Raw genomic sequence first — 14,811 nt, 5'->3', positions numbered from 1 at the left:
TTAGCGAAACACGAGGAAATACATGAGGAACACGTTCACCACCAGCAGGGTTAACGCGGTCGGGATCTGGATCTTGATCACCTGATATTTGTCTTTCAGCTCCAGCAGCGCAGCGGGAACGATATTGAAGTTCGCGGCCATCGGCGTCATCAGCGTGCCGCAGTAGCCCGCGTACATGCCGATCGCCAGCAGCGGCGCCGGGTTGCCGTGATGCACGTTAATCAGGAACGGCAAGGCGATCCCCGCGCTCAGCACCGGGAAGGCCGCAAAGGCGTTACCCATGATCATGGTAAACAGCGCCATCCCCACGCAGTAAATGACCACCAGCATGAAGCGGCTGTCCGGGTTCACGAACAGGCTCACCACCTTCTGCACCGAATCACCGGTATTGGCCGCCACGAACACGCCGCCGAGCATGGCCAGCATCTGCGGCAGGATCACCGCCCAGCCGATGGTATCGACAAGACGACGGGACTGGCGAATGGCGTGCAGCGGCGTGCCTTTGGTCAGCCACCAACCGGTGAGGATCGCCGCAACGCAGGCCACGCACAGCGCCGCCAGAGTGAGCTGTTTCTGGTCGAGAAGGTAAACACCGCCAATCGACACCCCCTTCAGAAACAGCGTCCCGATTACCGTCACCACCGGGATCATCAGCGCGGGCAGGAATAGCCAGTTTTTAAGGCGGTTTGACGAGGCAATGCGCTCCTCGTCGGAGGCCATTTTATAGTGGCCTTTCCCGACCAGGCCAAAACCCGCCAGCAGCGCGATAGCGATAACGCAACCGCCAACGATCCGGTACGCCAGCGATTTGCCCAGCTCCTGAACCATCAGGTCACCGAACAGGAAGATCCCGCCGAATAAAAACCAGAACAGCGCGGTGGTAAAACGCTTCGGATTAGCGCGGTCGCGCAGGGTCATGACAACCAGCAGCATCACAACAAAGCCGATCAGGTAATACACGCGGTTAATGGTGATAAGCGTCATCATTGCGCGGCCCCCTGCGTACCCTGCTCTGCACGCCAGGCCATGACGTCGCGGCGGATGCTGGCATCCAGGCGCAGCAGGCGCGTCATATGAATAATCAATGCCGCAATGGCGGTGGGAATGGCCCACAGGCCGATATGCAGCGGCTCGATCCCCTCGATCCCGTTTTCCTTAAGAAACGCGTCAATCAGCAGCACCGCACCGAAGGCGATAAAGATATCTTCCCCAAAGAAGACCGCGATGTTATCGCACGCCGCGGCATGGGCCTTGATTTTGTCGCGAATGTGCTGCGGCAGTTCGCCGTATTCGTTCAGCGCTGCCCCTTCGGCCATCGGGGCCAGCAGCGGGCGTACCGTCTGGGCATGGCCGCCCAGCGACATCAGCCCCAGCGCGGCGGTTCCTTCACGCGCCACGAAGTAGAGCATCAGAATACGCGCCGAGGTGGCGCTGGCGATCTTCGCCACCCAGGCCTGGGCGCGCTCTTTAAGCCCGTAATATTCCAGCAGACCAATTACCGGCAGGATCAGGATGAAGGTCGCCAGCGATCGGCTATTGACGAACTTCTCGCCAAAGGTCTCCAGCAGCATCCCGAAATCCATCCCGACCAGCAGGCCCGTCGCCAGACCCGCCACCACGACGACCAGCAGCGGGTTGAAGCGCAGTGCAAAACCAATGACCACGATCGGTATCCCGATCAGCGGCAACAGCGTAGTACCGTCCATAACGTTTACCCTATCGAAAGTGAGCGTTGCGCGCCGACGGCTATTTTTTTAATTTGCGGCGAGCGATGTTGTGTTTTTCGTCAGGCTTCACAAAACCTGCGCTAAAAAGCTATATCTGAACCTCAAAAACATGTAAACAAATTATCAATAAAATGTTCTTATTTTATCGACGAGTTTACATTTCTGGCTAAGGAACGTTATGACCTCGAAAAAGAGTGCTTCACCCGATTGCAACGATATCAACGATGGCCGGATCGTCTCCTCCCGCCATCTGGTGTCGGAGCGCTGCGCGGAACTGTCAGAGCTGGAGTACGCGCTGATCATGACTGGCAACGCGTTTAACAAGTGGATGGTGCGCTGCATGGCCGCAGCCGGAGAGCCGGATATGGGCGCTTTTGACGTTTCGCTGCTGCATCACGTGAACCACCGCGACCGCAAGAAAAAGCTGGCCGATATCTGCTTTGTTCTCAACGTGGAAGATACGCATGTAGTGACCTATGCCCTGAAAAAGCTGGTCAAAGCGGGCTACGTGACGAGCGAGAAAGCGGGTAAAGAGCTCTTTTTCTCCACCACGGAGGAAGGGAAAGCGTTGTGCATGAAGTACCGGGACGTGCGCGAAGCGTGTCTGATCGCCATTCATGCGGAGAGCGGCATTTCCGGTAAATCCATCGGCGAAACCGCGCAGCTGCTACGCGCGATCTCCTCCCTGTATGACACCGCCGCCCGCGCGGCGGCATCACTCTGAATTACGGACGTCTGAACAGGGTAATGCTGCGTCCGGCCAACTCGTACTCTACGGTTTCGGTGAACGCTGTCCCGGCGGCAGCGTCATCCGCCGTAGAAAGTTCCAGCACCCATCCCCCTTCGCCAAACTGCGGGATCTGGAACGGCACGGTGCCTTCAAACGGATTGAACAGCATCAGCACGTCGTGCCAGATGCCGTCCTCCTGCTGAAGATCCGGCCTGCTGATGGAGACCCCGAGCGTTGAGCCTTCATCCCACTGCTCGGCCTGCTGCGGACCGCCTCCGGCATTGAACCAGCGGATCTCGAGCCCGTCGCGCCAGCTCTCACGACGCAGCAGCGGCTGCTGCGCGCGCAGGGCAATGAGCCGGCGGGTGAACTCGCGCAGCGCCGCGTCGTTTTCGGACAGCCCCTTCCAGTCGATCCATGAGATCTCGCTGTCCTGGCAGTAGCCGTTGTTGTTGCCCTTCTGCGTACGGCCAAACTCGTCCCCCGCCAGCAGCATCGGCGTACCGTGGGAGAAAAGCAGCGTGGTCAGGAAATTACGCTTCTGCCGTTCGCGGGTGGCGATAATGTCCGGGTTCTCCGTCGGCCCTTCTTCGCCATAGTTGTACGACCGGTTATCGTTATGCCCGTCGTTATTGTCCTCACCGTTGTCGGCATTGTGCTTCTCGTTGTAAGACACCAGGTCATTCAGCGTAAAGCCGTCGTGGGCGGTGATAAAGTTGACGCTGGCCCACGGGCGACGCCCGCGCAGGTCGTACAGATCCCCGGAGCCCAGCAGACGCGCGGCAAAGTCCGTCGAGACGTTGTCCCCCTTCCAGTACTCGCGCACGGTATCGCGGTATTTGTCGTTCCACTCTCCCCAGCCTGGCGGGAAGCCACCGACCTGATAGCCGCCGGGGCCAATATCCCAGGGCTCGCCAATCAGCTTGAGCTTAGAGAGCACCGGATCCTGGGTAACGGCGTCGAAAAAGCCCCCGCGCGGATCGAACCCCTCAGGCTCGCGGCCCAGAATCGTCCCCAGGTCGAAACGAAAACCGTCAATGTGCATGGATTCGGCCCAGTAGCGCAAGGAATCCATCACCATCTGCAGGACGCGCGGGTGCGAGGTATTCACCGTGTTCCCCGTCCCGGTGTCGTTAATGTAGTACCGGTGCTGGTCCGGCAGCGTGCGGTAGTAGCTGTAGTTATCAATGCCCTTGAATGAAAGCGTTGGCCCCAGCTCGTTACCTTCCGCCGTGTGGTTGTAGACCACGTCCAGAATCACCTCGATGCCCGCGTCATGATAGGCGCGTACCATGTCGCGAAAGCCCTGGATCCCCGCCGGGCCATAGTAGCGCGACGCCGGAGCAAAAAAGCCGAGCGTGTTATAGCCCCAGAAGTTCTTCAGGCCACGGTCGAGCAGATGCTGGTCGTCCGGGAACCAGTGAACGGGCAGCAGCTCCACCGAGGTAATGCCCAGACTCTTGATGTAGTCGACCGAGGCTTTGTATCCCATCCCCTCGAACGTCCCGCGCAGCTCGGGCGGAATGGCCGGGTTCATCTGGGTAAAGCCCTTCACGTGGCTCTCATAGACGACGGTATGTGACCAGGGCACGTTTGGCCGGTTGTTGTCCTGCCAGTCGAAAGCGTTCGGGTCGATAACCTTGCATTTCGGCGTGAACGGCGCGCTGTCCCGCGTATCGAAGCTAAGATCCAGTTCGTCGTGCCCCAGCTCATAACCGAAATGGGCGTCGTTCCAGTCGATATCGCCCACCAGTTCACGGGCATACGGGTCAATAAGCAGCTTATGCGGGTTAAAGCGGTGACCGTTTTCCGGATCGTAGGGGCCGTAGACGCGATAGCCGTACAGCGCACCGGGTTTCAGGTCAGGCACATAGCCGTGCCAGACCTCATGGGTATACTCCGGCAGTTCCAGCTGGGCGATTTCTGTTTTCCCGGACGGGTCAAACAGACAGAGCTCCACCCGCTCCGCGTGCGCGGAGAACAGCGCGAAGTTAACGCCCTTCCCGTCATAATTCGCACCCAACTGCTGGCCATGACCGGCCCGAATTTCAAACGTAGTTTCCTTTGCCATTTTCGTTCTCCACGATTATTCGCAGGTAAGCAGAACCAGTACACATCCCTTTTCTGACGTTAAATCCAGCGTCTCTTGCAGAATGCGGCTTTCACCGCTGAACAGATCCCGATAGCGCTTCCCGGCCAGTTCGTCGGGTATCGCTACCGTGGTATTGACCCACAGCTGATGATTATCGGTGATGCCAAAAACCAGACGCGGCACGGCAACGATCAGCGCCTCCTCGTCTTTAACGCGCGCATAGACAATCAGGTTCTCCTCGCGCTCGCCGGAAACCTTGAGCGGCAGCCAGTCGCCGTAGCGGAAAAGCGCGTCGTAATGCGGTCGAAGCCGCAGCAGCGTGGCGGTGACAAACTGCTTTACCCTGCCTTCCCGCCAGCAGGCCGGGTGTTCAAACACTGAAGCATCCGCCGCACTGAGGTTTCGCATCAGCGCGTTGAAGTCCGGCTCCCGCCGGTTATCCGGGTCGACGAGGCTAAAGTTGAGCGCCTCGCTGCCCTGATAGATATCCGGCACGCCGGGCGCCGTCAGCTTGATGACCGTCTGGCTGAGGCTGTTCATCAGCCCGGCGCGGATAAAGGGCTGCATCGCCTCGCTGAAATCGTGCAGGAACGGGGCGTTATCCGGGGAAAGCAGATGCCGCGCATAGCTCAGCACCACGCTCTCATAGCTCTCGTTGCTGTCGATCCAGTCGGTGCGCTGCTTCGCCTCGCGAAGCGCTTTCTCAAGGAAGCCGAGGAAACGCGTCTCCAGCGATGCAAGCCCTTCGGCATCGTCAGGCGACAGCGTGGCGGGCCAGACGCCCGCCAGCGCCTGATAGATCATCCAGGTATCGGCGGCGTTCGGCGCGGTGCCGTCGTTGAGAAAACGCACCTGGGTCTGGTTCATCTGCCGCCAGCGGGCGAGATTTTCTCCCCAGCGTTCCGGCGCCTCCGTCAGGGTGTAGAGCCGCGCCCGGGCATCTTCTCCGCGCTTGGTATCGTGCGTGGAGGTGCCCAGCAGCGCGTCGGGCTGACGGGCGAGACGAATGCGCATCTCCTGGTGAAAGCGGGATAACGAGAACGCGCGCGGCGTCGGGTCAGCGCCCACTTCATTGAGCGCAAGCTCAAGGTTCAGACGGAAAAACAGCGTATCTTCCACCGACTTCGCCATCAGCGGCCCGGTCAGCTGCTGGAAGCGGGTTCTGAAAAGCGCGGCGCAGTCGCGGCAATCTTCCGGCAGATCGCCGGTAAGAATGCGGACAATCAGGCTCAGGGCCGCTTCGGACGTATTTACGCCGGCGACCACGCGGCTAAGCAGCGCCACGTCAGGTGGGGTTAATCCTTCGCGAGTGCCGTAGGTGCGGTACACCGGAAAAGCGATAAGCAACTCGCGCAGCGCGTGGCGGATCTCCTCGCGGGGCAGCGCAACGTCATTGCGGCGGGCCAGATCGTCCGCAAGGTTTAGCAGCGTGGTGAACTCGCCCTCAAAATTACGATCGGTCATCAGACCCTTGGCATCGCGCAGTTCGGCGTGGCGATCGACCGTGACGCCCAGCGTCTCGTCGTGGATTGTCTCCAGGCGCGAGAGGTTATCGTCGTCGACCAGCACCTCCGCCAGCGAGGCGATAAACTCGTAGCCGGTGGTGCCGGAAACCGGCCAGTCGGTGGGGAGCTGCTCTCCCTTCGCGAGAATTTTTTCGACCGTGATGTAACAGTCAGGTCCGGCTGCCTGCCGCAGCTTCTGCAAATAACCCAGCGGATCGGCCAGACCGTCAATATGGTCAATGCGCAGGCCGTCAACCACGCCCGCGTGAACCAGCTCAAGAATGAGACGGTGCGTATCGTCAAAGACCACCTCGTCTTCAACCCGTACGCCTACAAGACCGGTGATCTCGAAGAAGCGCCGCCATGAGAGCTGCTTCGGCGCTTCCCGCCAGGACATCAGCCGCCAGCTCTGCGCCTCATGCAGTTCGGCGATGCTTTTATCCTCGCTGTACGTGCCCGGATTAAGCGGGTACGCCGTGTCGTAATAGACCAGAGAGGCTTTATTCGTGACAGGGTCACGTTTTAACGTAATGGCACCCTTCTCCAGCTCCGCCTCAAAGGTGTCGCCGAGAAATGGCAGCGTAAGCGGGCGCGACGCGTCGATATCGAAATAGCGGAAATAGCGGCTCTGCTGGCCATATTCAATCACGTCCCGCCACCAGGCGTTTTCCAGCGAGGTGGACATATGGTTCGGGACAATATCCAGAATCAAGCCCATGCCAGCCTGCCTGAGCGCCGCGGCCATGCGGTCAAACCCTTCCCGACCGCCAATCGCGGGGTCAATTTCATTCGGGTTGGTCACGTCATAGCCGTGGGTGGAACCCGTTGTGGCGGTAAACACGGGCGAGGCGTAGAGGTGGCTGATGCCGAGGTCTTTCAGATACGGCACCAGCTCGACAGCGCGGTCAAACGTCATGCCGTTGCGGAACTGAATACGGTACGTGGCGGAAGGGATCATAACGATGCGTCTCCATCAGCAAAGCGAACGACAATACTGTTCGGCGGCAAAACGTCGTTTACCTCCGGCCAGGCGAAGCGCGTCTCCCCTGCGAGCGCGGGCACGTCGACAGGCTTAGGGGCAATATTGAGCGCCAGAGAGAGCGTCCCGGACGGGAAGCGCCAGCTCACCGCCACCATGCCGGGCGCGGTCTCGATCGCCTTGCCTTCAACGATGCCGCCCTGATGCAGAAGCGGAACGATATAGCGATGGCGCAACGTCAGCAGGTGGCGGGTGAAGCGCAGCCACGTTTTCCCTTCGTCGGTAGCAATCTTATGCCAGTCGAGCTTTGAGCGAACGAAGGTGTTAACGTCGTTCGGGTCCGGGACGGCTTCATCGTGCCCGGCGTGGCCGGTAAACTCTTTCGCGCGCCCTTCCCGCACCGCTTTTGCCAGGTCGCCGTGAAAATCGGTGAAGAACAGGAACGGGTGAGTTTCACCATACTCCTCGCCCATAAACAGCAGCGGGATATGGGGAGAAAGCAGCAGCGCGGCAAGCAGCACCCGCGTTCTGTCGGCCCCCGCGAGGGTGATAAGACGCTCCCCCTGGGCGCGATTCCCGGTCTGATCGTGGTTTTGAATGAAATCGACGAAGAACTGCGGCGGCTGGGTACGGCACTCCACCCCGCGAGATTCCCCGGTTTGCAGCGAAATCTCGCCCTGGTAGACAAACCCTTCCGCCAGCGCACGGGCGAACTTTTTCTCCGGCTCACACGCAAAATCCTGGTAGTAGGCGTGCGTTTCGCCGGTGGCAAACACGTGGGCAGCATTGTGAAAGTCATCATTCCACTCGGCGGTGAACAGCGGCGTGTTGCCCTGTTCATCGCGCGGATGCAGGAAAATCACGTTGCGGCTGTCTTCCGTTGTCAGGTGAACGTGACGGTGCGGGATCGCCTCGCGGATCTTCGCGGCAATCTCCTCCAGAATGTGCGTCCCGGAGCTGTCTTTAATCTGGTCGATGGCATCAAAGCGCAGGCCGTCCAGACGGTACTCCGTCAGCCAGTAGAGCGGTGCGTCGGTGATGTACTGCCTCACCGGCTCGCGCTCGTAAGCGATGCCGTTGCCCCACGGCGTCATTCGATCCGCATCAAAAAACGCGGGCGACAGCAGAGGGAGATAATTCCCCTCCGGGCCGAAGTGGTTGAGCACGATATCCAGCACCACGGAAAGCCCGAGCCCGTGCGCGGCGTCGATAAACGCGTGAAAATCCTCCGGCGTACCGTAGGCAGCGTGCGGGGCATACAGCAGCACGCCGTCGTAGCCCCAGCCGCGGGTTCCGCCAAACTGGGAAACGGGCATCACTTCAAGCTGGGTGATACCGAGCTCCGCCAGATAGGGCAGCTTGTCGATGGCCGCCCGGAAGGTGCCCTCCGGGGTAAAGGTGCCGACGTGCAGCTCGTAAATGACCGTCTCTTCCCACGGCCGCCCTGCCCAGTCCCGGTTAACCGGCTGATAGCGTCGGGGATTGATAACAACCGATGGCCCATTAACGTCGCCCTTTTGCGCGCGCGATGCCGGGTCGGGTACCGCCATGCCGTCCTGCAGGACAAACTGATACTCTGCACCGTGCATGACGCCGGGGACGTCCGCCTGAAACCAGCCGTTGCCGGTTGCCGTCATCGGCACGTCGGTGGCGGCCAGACGTAGCGTAAGTTCTTTCTGTCCTTCTGCCCAGACGCGAAAACGTACCACGTCATCGGAAATAAACTCAGCACCCCACTGCTTTTGAAATGTCCTGAATTCCATTCATTGTCCTCGAATGACCCACATTTTACGCGGAACGAAGTACAAGCTTAGTTCAGGATCACAAGTGCGTGAGATCAGCGGATTTAACCGCGTCGTCTATTCTTTATGAAATAACTCACTATCGGGAATACTATGCAGATTCGAAAAGGATTAAATACGGACCTCGTCCGTCTTGAATGTTGTGACTTTTCTTTCACCATTAGCCACATTGCGCGAGAGCCCTTTATCCATTGTGATTTGCATATTGAAGCCGTCGCCGAGCCCTGGATAAAAACCTACGAACTCGACATCCAAACGCTTGAAAACCATTGCGTTAATCCGGACGCCATATTTCTTGTTGCGGAAACCGATGACGGTGAATTAGCCGGATTTATTACCGCATCAATCGGCTGGAATAAATTTATTTCAGTGGATTATATTGCCGTTGATCGCACCAGACGCAGAACCGGCGCCGCGCAAAAATTAATGGCTGCCGCGCACGTGTGGGCCCGCAGCGTAAACGCGCCGGGATTACGGCTTGAAACACAAAATGTGAACGTCTCTGCCTGTCTGTTTTACCGTAACTACGGGTTCACCCTGGGCGGGTACGATCGTTATCTCTACAACGCCTTACCGGAAAAAGACGAGGTCGCCCTGTTCTGGTATTACATGCTGGTGTAGCGACGCTGCCTTCATATTTCTGTCATTGAACTTCATTACGCTTTCGGGATTTTAACCACGGTGTTGAGGAAAGAAGTGTGAATTCAATGGCTAAGGCATTACTGCTGGCATTACCCGTTTTGAGTGCAGCGGCGACGGCCGCTGAGCGCGAGCTGTGTGAACCCAAAGCGTACGAAATGGCGCTGCGCTATCAGCAGAAATCGGCTGAGATTCTGGCCCTTCAGCTGCAGACGTATCGGTTTGCCACCGAGCGTTTCAACGAAAAATTAAAAGATCTGAAAACACCTGAAAATTACGCCGTGGTGATGGACCTGGATGAAACGGTGCTGGATAACACCCCTCTGCTGGTGCGCGACATGGCGCAGTGTCACGACTATACGAAATGGGATACCTGGAGCGACTGGGAAAAACAGGGAAAACCCGGCTTAATCCCGGGAGCGAAGGCGTTTCTTGACCACGTGAATCAAAGCAAGGTCCGTATCTACTATGTCTCGGACCGTATGCAGGAAAACAAAGCCGACACGCTGAAGACGTTAAACGCTCTCGGCCTGCCGCAGGTATCTGACGAAAGCGTGCTGCTGGATACGGTCAGCAAGGAAGAGCGCCGTCAGAGCATCCTCAAAAAGCAGCAGATCTTGATGCTGTTCGGCGACAGCCTGCCGGACTTCGCCGTACAGTTCAAAAACAAAAAACCGAGCGAGCAGCAGCGTGAGCTGGTTGAAGCCAGCGCGGAACACTTCGGCAACGACTGGATTGTGCTCCCAAATGCCGCTTATGGTGCCTGGTCCAGGGCCACGCTGGATAGCTGGAACGCACCGCTGAAAAAATAACGCTTTACGGGCCGGGAAAGGCTTCACCACCACCCGGCTGTTGCGCTGTGCTATTTATCTCGTTTATAGGTCCTATCATTTCTGAGCAGGTTCTTATAATTTTACGGAGCAGTAAGATGAGCACTTTCAAAGGAGACTCGTATGCTTACCGTGAAAAAACTTGCTCTTTCCACGCTGATTTCCAGTTCATTGCTGTTCTACCCTGCGCTGCAGGCCTCGGCAGAAACGCCGCAGCACGTCGTTAAGCAACCAGCGGGCGGTTACAGCGTGCAGGTCGGTGACGTTCTGGTAACGTCGTTTACGGACGGGACCGTTGCGCAGGATCTGCACAAGCTGCTGGTCCGGACAACGCCGCAGAACATTGATGCACTGCTCGCGAAAAACTTTCAGACCAACCCGGCGGAAGTGTCCATCAACGCCTTCCTGATTGCGATGCCCGGACACAAAATCCTGGTGGATACCGGTTCCGGCCAGCTCTTTGGCCCCGGCAACGGCGGACGTCTGATTGAGAGCCTCGCCACCCAGGGGATCAAACCCGAGGACATTACTGAAGTCTTGCTAACCCACGCCCACTCCGATCATGCCGGTGGCCTGGTGAAGGATGGAAAAGTTGTGTTCAGCAACGCGCGCGTTTTCGTTGGCAAACCGGACATCGACTTTTTCTTTAACGACGACAATCAGAAGAAAACCGGCTACGGCAAGAACTACTTCGATGTCGCACAGAAGACCTTAAAACCCTATCTTGACGCGGGTAAAGTGGTGCCGTTTAGCGGCACATCGCAGATTCTTCCGGGGCTGACCGGCACGGTTCACCCCGGACACACGCCGGGATCGGCCTTCTACACGCTGACAAGTAAAGGCGAGAAGATCACCTTTGTCGGCGACATCATTCACGCAGCGGCGGTCCAGTTCCCGCAGCCTGCGGTGACCATCACCTACGATGAAGATGAGAACAAAGCGGCAAGCGTACGCGAGCATGCGTTCGCTGACTTTGTGAAAAATAAAGACCTTATTGCCGCGCCCCATCTGCCTTTCCCGGGCATCGGCTATGTGACGAAAGGTGAGAAAGGCGGCTATGCCTGGGTCCCTGTCACCTATACCAACCGGGACGCCAGCGGCGCGAAGTAGAGTGATGTCGCGTATATCTGACATGGACATCGACCTGCTCCTGGCGCTGGACGCCCTGCTTAAGGACAGGAACATCACTCATGCGGCCACGCGGCTGGGCATCAGCCAGCCCGCGCTGTCTGCCCGCCTGGCGCGTCTGCGCACGCTCTTTGGCGAGCCGCTGTTTATTCCCTCCCCACATGGACGTGGGGTGTTACCCACGCCGAGAGCGGAGGCGTTGAGGCCACAGGTTGAAAGCGTGCTACGCGGCATCCACGCGATGTTCGCCCCCACCACGTTTGAGGCGCAAACCAGCAGCCGGACATTTGTTATCGCGCTGCATGAAAACCCGGCGCTGATGCTCGGCACCGCGCTGCTTAACCAGGTGAGTACCGATGCCCCCGGCATCCGCCTGCGCTTCGCCCTGCCGGAGATGGTAGACCTGCCGCAGCAGCTGGAAAACGGTGATGTGGATATCTACATCGGCGTGAGCGCGGGCGCCCATGACGGATGGGTGAGGCGCAAACTTCTCGACGACGCGTTTGCCACCGCCCAGCGCAAAGCTCATCCGCGTGGAACAGGTCCGTTAGATTTGGAAAGTTACTGCGCGCTTTCCCATCTGGTGGTGTCGTCGGCGGGAGATCCCTTTACCGGATTTGTCGACCAAACCCTCGCCGGGCTGGGCTATCAGCGACACGTTGCCATGTCCACCCAGAGCTACGCTATGGCGCCTGCGCTGGTTGCCGGTACCGACCTGGTATGTACCCTGCCGGAACGGATGCTGAAGCAGTTTGCCAGCACGCTGGATATTTTTCCACCGCCGCTGCCGCTCCAGCCGATTACCATCAACATGTACTGGCACCCGAAAAACAGCCAGGATCCGGCGAACGCCTGGCTGCGCGGGCAACTGCTGCGGGCTGCCGGACGTCAGGTGTGATCGAGCGTGACCAGAAACTTTTTAAGCACTTCTGAACGAATAATCCGGTGGCAAACCAGGGTGAGTTCGCTCTCCCGCAGCCGGTCGAGGATGTCCACGTAGACGACATTCTCAACGCTCACTGCCTTTGCCGACGCGGGCAGCAGCGCCAGCCCAAATCCGGCCGCAACAAGGCTTATCACCGTGGGCACGTCGGTCGCATTTTGCACCACGTCCGGCTGAAAGCCCGCCCCGCTGCAGGCGTCATAGAAGTACTGCTCCAGCCCCATTCCCTCCGGATCGCGCAGCGAGATCCATTTTTCGTCTTTCACCGACGAAAGCGTCAGCGCGGACGATCCGGCGAGCGGATGCTGACGAGAGAGCGCCAGCACCGTTTTCTCCGAGGTGAACGGCCGGCTTTGCAGATCGTCAGGCAGCGACGGCAGCGGCGCGCGGATGATGGCCACGTCCAGCTGGTTGCTCTGCACGGCGGCGTAGAGCGTCTGCACATTTCCCGTCATCAGGGACATGGTAATGGCCGGCCAGCGGCTATGCATCTGGCGCAGCGCGGCGGGTAGCCTGCCGTCAAACATCGCACTCGACACGCACCCCAGGTTTAACTCCCCCTGCTCGCCCCGTGCCGTTTGTCTGGCATCCAGCACCGCCTGCTCGGTCAACGAGATGGCAAGCCGGGCTTTGACCAGAAACGCTTCGCCCGCGGGCGTCAGGGTTAAGCGGCGGTTCGCCCGGCTGAAAAGCGTGACGCCTAAACGTTCTTCCAGCGCCTTTATCTGCTGGCTCAGCGCCGGTTGGGCGATGTTTAGACGCTCGGCGGCCCGGTGCATGTGGAGCTCTTCGGCAACGACAATGAAGTGGCGCATCTGACGAAACTGCACGAGACGTCTCCCTGTATTGATATAAATTTACTTATCAATTTAACAGAAACGATGAAATTGATGCTATTGGTCTTTGCCATAAAAATGGAGGTATTCAACCGAGGGAGGAAAATATGGAAAACCAAGTCAACGATCTCCGCAGCGCCATCGCCTTACTGCAGCGCCACGAAGGGCAGTATATTGAAACCGATCATCCGGTCGATCCCAACGCGGAACTGGCGGGCGTCTATCGCCATATCGGCGCAGGCGGCACGGTCAAACGTCCGACCCGCACGGGTCCGGCCATGATGTTCAATAGCGTTAAGGGCTATCCGGGCTCCCGCATTCTGGTGGGCATGCACGCCAGCCGCGAGCGCGCGGCGCTGCTGTTAGGCTGCGAACCGTCTGAACTGGCAAAACACGTTGGCCATGCGGTGAAAAAGCCGGTCGCACCGGTTGTCGTTCCGGCCTCGCAGGCCCCCTGCCAGGAACAGGTCTTCTACGCTGACGATCCTGACTTCGATCTTCGCAAATTGCTTCCGGCACCGACCAATACGCCAATTGATGCCGGTCCGTTTTTCTGCCTGGGGCTGGTGCTGGCAAGCGATCCGGAAGACAGTTCGCTGACGGATGTCACCATTCACCGCCTCTGCGTGCAGGAGCGCGACGAGCTTTCCATGTTCCTTGCCGCCGGGCGACATATCGAAGTCTTCCGTAAAAAAGCGGAGGATGCCGGAAAACCGCTGCCGGTGACGATCAACATGGGTCTCGACCCCGCCATCTATATCGGCGCATGCTTTGAGGCCCCTACCACGCCGTTTGGCTACAACGAGCTGGGCGTTGCCGGGGCGCTGCGCCAGCAGCCGGTCGAGCTGGTGCAGGGCGTGGCGGTCAAAGAGAAAGCCATCGCACGGGCGGAAATCATCATCGAAGGCGAACTGCTTCCGGGCGTGCGCGTAAGAGAGGATCAGCATACCAACACTGGCCACGCGATGCCGGAGTTTCCGGGCTACTGCGGTGAGGCGAATCCCTCCCTGCCGGTGATCAAAGTAAAAGCCGTGACCATGCGCAACCACGCGATCCTGCAGACGCTGGTGGGACCGGGGGAAGAACATGCCACGCTGGCCGGACTGCCGACCGAGGCCAGCATCCGTAATGCCGTTGAAGAGGCAATTCCGGGCTTCCTGCAAAACGTCTATGCCCATACCGCGGGCGGCGGTAAGTTCCTCGGCATATTGCAGGTGAAAAAACGCCAGCCGTCAGACGAAGGACGCCAGGGCCAGGCGGCGCTCATCGCCTTAGCCACCTATTCGGAGCTGAAAAACATTATTCTTGTCGACGAAGACGTGGATATTTTCGACAGCGACGACATCCTGTGGGCGATGACGACGCGCATGCAGGGCGATGTGAGCATCACCAATATTCCGGGGATCCGCGGCCACCAGCTGGATCCGTCCCAGTCGCCGGATTACAGCACCTCGATTCGCGGCAACGGCATTTCCTGCAAGACGATCTTCGACTGCACGGTGCCGTGGGCGCTGAAGGACCGCTTCGAGCGCGCGCCGTTTATGGAAGTGGATCCACGTCCGTGGGCGCCGGAGCTGTTTGCCGATAAGAAATAAAATCA

The 14,811-nt window shown here is 58.8% G+C and carries 12 protein-coding genes; 6 read left to right on the top strand and 6 right to left on the bottom strand.

Features of this window, described 5'->3' with window-relative positions:
* On the bottom strand, positions 1 to 987 hold the full coding sequence (locus IM265_RS03030) for a DUF979 domain-containing protein (protein ID WP_041909955.1): 987 nt from the start codon (positions 985 to 987) through the stop codon (positions 1 to 3).
* A complete protein-coding gene (locus IM265_RS03025) occupies positions 984 to 1,706 on the bottom strand; it encodes a DUF969 domain-containing protein (protein WP_028013182.1) in 723 nt (240 codons plus the stop codon). The genes IM265_RS03030 and IM265_RS03025 overlap by 4 nt, the downstream gene beginning before the upstream one ends.
* 199 nt (positions 1,707 to 1,905) lie before the next feature.
* Between IM265_RS03025 and IM265_RS03020 the strand changes: the two genes are divergently transcribed.
* On the top strand, positions 1,906 to 2,451 hold the full coding sequence (locus IM265_RS03020) for a winged helix DNA-binding protein (RefSeq protein ID WP_041909953.1): 546 nt from the start codon (positions 1,906 to 1,908) through the stop codon (positions 2,449 to 2,451).
* Position 2,452: 1 nt separating this feature from the next.
* Here IM265_RS03020 and glgX read toward each other — a convergent pair whose 3' ends face one another.
* From glgX to treZ, 3 genes are read right to left on the bottom strand one after another with little or no spacing between them, the layout of a single operon-like run.
* Positions 2,453 to 4,528, bottom strand: coding sequence for a glycogen debranching protein GlgX (gene glgX, locus IM265_RS03015; RefSeq protein ID WP_193030659.1), 2,076 nt, complete (start codon positions 4,526 to 4,528; stop codon positions 2,453 to 2,455).
* 15 nt (positions 4,529 to 4,543) lie between these two features.
* Positions 4,544 to 7,012 (bottom strand): malto-oligosyltrehalose synthase, encoded by a 2,469-nt coding sequence (gene treY, locus IM265_RS03010; protein ID WP_193030661.1) that lies wholly within the window; start codon positions 7,010 to 7,012, stop codon positions 4,544 to 4,546.
* On the bottom strand, positions 7,009 to 8,796 hold the full coding sequence (gene treZ, locus IM265_RS03005) for a malto-oligosyltrehalose trehalohydrolase (RefSeq protein WP_193030663.1): 1,788 nt from the start codon (positions 8,794 to 8,796) through the stop codon (positions 7,009 to 7,011). Before treZ ends, treY begins: the two co-directional genes overlap by 4 nt.
* A 132-nt stretch (positions 8,797 to 8,928) precedes the next feature.
* On the opposite strand from treZ, the gene IM265_RS03000 reads away from it, so the two are divergent.
* The 4 genes from IM265_RS03000 to IM265_RS02985 all read left to right on the top strand — a co-directional run bounded on the left by IM265_RS03000 (position 8,929) and on the right by IM265_RS02985 (position 12,330).
* A complete protein-coding gene (locus tag IM265_RS03000) occupies positions 8,929 to 9,456 on the top strand; it encodes an N-acetyltransferase (RefSeq protein ID WP_041909946.1) in 528 nt (175 codons plus the stop codon).
* An 86-nt stretch (positions 9,457 to 9,542) separates the two neighbouring features.
* Positions 9,543 to 10,286, top strand: a complete 744-nt coding sequence (locus IM265_RS02995; RefSeq protein WP_226839277.1) for a 5'-nucleotidase, lipoprotein e(P4) family — start codon at positions 9,543 to 9,545, stop codon at positions 10,284 to 10,286.
* Between the two features lie 141 nt (positions 10,287 to 10,427).
* The gene (locus IM265_RS02990) at positions 10,428 to 11,414 is read left to right on the top strand and encodes an MBL fold metallo-hydrolase (RefSeq protein ID WP_193030667.1); all 987 of its coding nucleotides are present in this window, start codon (positions 10,428 to 10,430) and stop codon (positions 11,412 to 11,414) included.
* A gap of 4 nt (positions 11,415 to 11,418) precedes the next feature.
* On the top strand, positions 11,419 to 12,330 hold the full coding sequence (locus tag IM265_RS02985) for a LysR family transcriptional regulator (RefSeq protein ID WP_193030669.1): 912 nt from the start codon (positions 11,419 to 11,421) through the stop codon (positions 12,328 to 12,330).
* On the opposite strand, the gene IM265_RS02980 is transcribed toward IM265_RS02985, so the two are convergent.
* Positions 12,321 to 13,205, bottom strand: a complete 885-nt coding sequence (locus IM265_RS02980) for a LysR substrate-binding domain-containing protein (protein ID WP_041909939.1) — start codon at positions 13,203 to 13,205, stop codon at positions 12,321 to 12,323. The genes IM265_RS02985 and IM265_RS02980 overlap by 10 nt on opposite strands.
* 113 nt (positions 13,206 to 13,318) lie before the next feature.
* Between IM265_RS02980 and IM265_RS02975 the strand changes: the two genes are divergently transcribed.
* Positions 13,319 to 14,806, top strand: coding sequence for a UbiD family decarboxylase (locus IM265_RS02975; protein ID WP_193030671.1), 1,488 nt, complete (start codon positions 13,319 to 13,321; stop codon positions 14,804 to 14,806).
* Positions 14,807 to 14,811: the final 5 nt, after the last annotated feature.

It is taken from the genome of Enterobacter cloacae complex sp. P17RS (assembly GCF_014895885.1).
GTDB lineage: Bacteria > Pseudomonadota > Gammaproteobacteria > Enterobacterales > Enterobacteriaceae > Enterobacter > Enterobacter bugandensis.
Note: the sequence above shows the minus strand (reverse complement) of the source record. Positions and strands in the feature narration are given on the sequence as shown.

Bases quoted from the DNA above. Each gene is read 5' to 3' on its own strand.
- IM265_RS03020 (WP_041909953.1), top strand. From the start codon at position 1,906: ATGACCTCGAAAAAGAGTGCTTCACCCGATTGCAACGATATCAACGAT.
- IM265_RS02990 (WP_193030667.1), top strand. From the start codon at position 10,428: ATGCTTACCGTGAAAAAACTTGCTCTTTCCACGCTGATTTCCAGTTCA.
- treY (WP_193030661.1), bottom strand. From the start codon at position 7,012: ATGATCCCTTCCGCCACGTACCGTATTCAGTTCCGCAACGGCATGACG.
- IM265_RS02975 (WP_193030671.1), top strand. From the start codon at position 13,319: ATGGAAAACCAAGTCAACGATCTCCGCAGCGCCATCGCCTTACTGCAG.
- glgX (WP_193030659.1), bottom strand. From the start codon at position 4,528: ATGGCAAAGGAAACTACGTTTGAAATTCGGGCCGGTCATGGCCAGCAG.
- treZ (WP_193030663.1), bottom strand. From the start codon at position 8,796: ATGGAATTCAGGACATTTCAAAAGCAGTGGGGTGCTGAGTTTATTTCC.
- IM265_RS02985 (WP_193030669.1), top strand. From the start codon at position 11,419: ATGTCGCGTATATCTGACATGGACATCGACCTGCTCCTGGCGCTGGAC.
- IM265_RS03025 (WP_028013182.1), bottom strand. From the start codon at position 1,706: ATGGACGGTACTACGCTGTTGCCGCTGATCGGGATACCGATCGTGGTC.
- IM265_RS02995 (WP_226839277.1), top strand. From the start codon at position 9,543: ATGGCTAAGGCATTACTGCTGGCATTACCCGTTTTGAGTGCAGCGGCG.
- IM265_RS03000 (WP_041909946.1), top strand. From the start codon at position 8,929: ATGCAGATTCGAAAAGGATTAAATACGGACCTCGTCCGTCTTGAATGT.
- IM265_RS03030 (WP_041909955.1), bottom strand. From the start codon at position 987: ATGATGACGCTTATCACCATTAACCGCGTGTATTACCTGATCGGCTTT.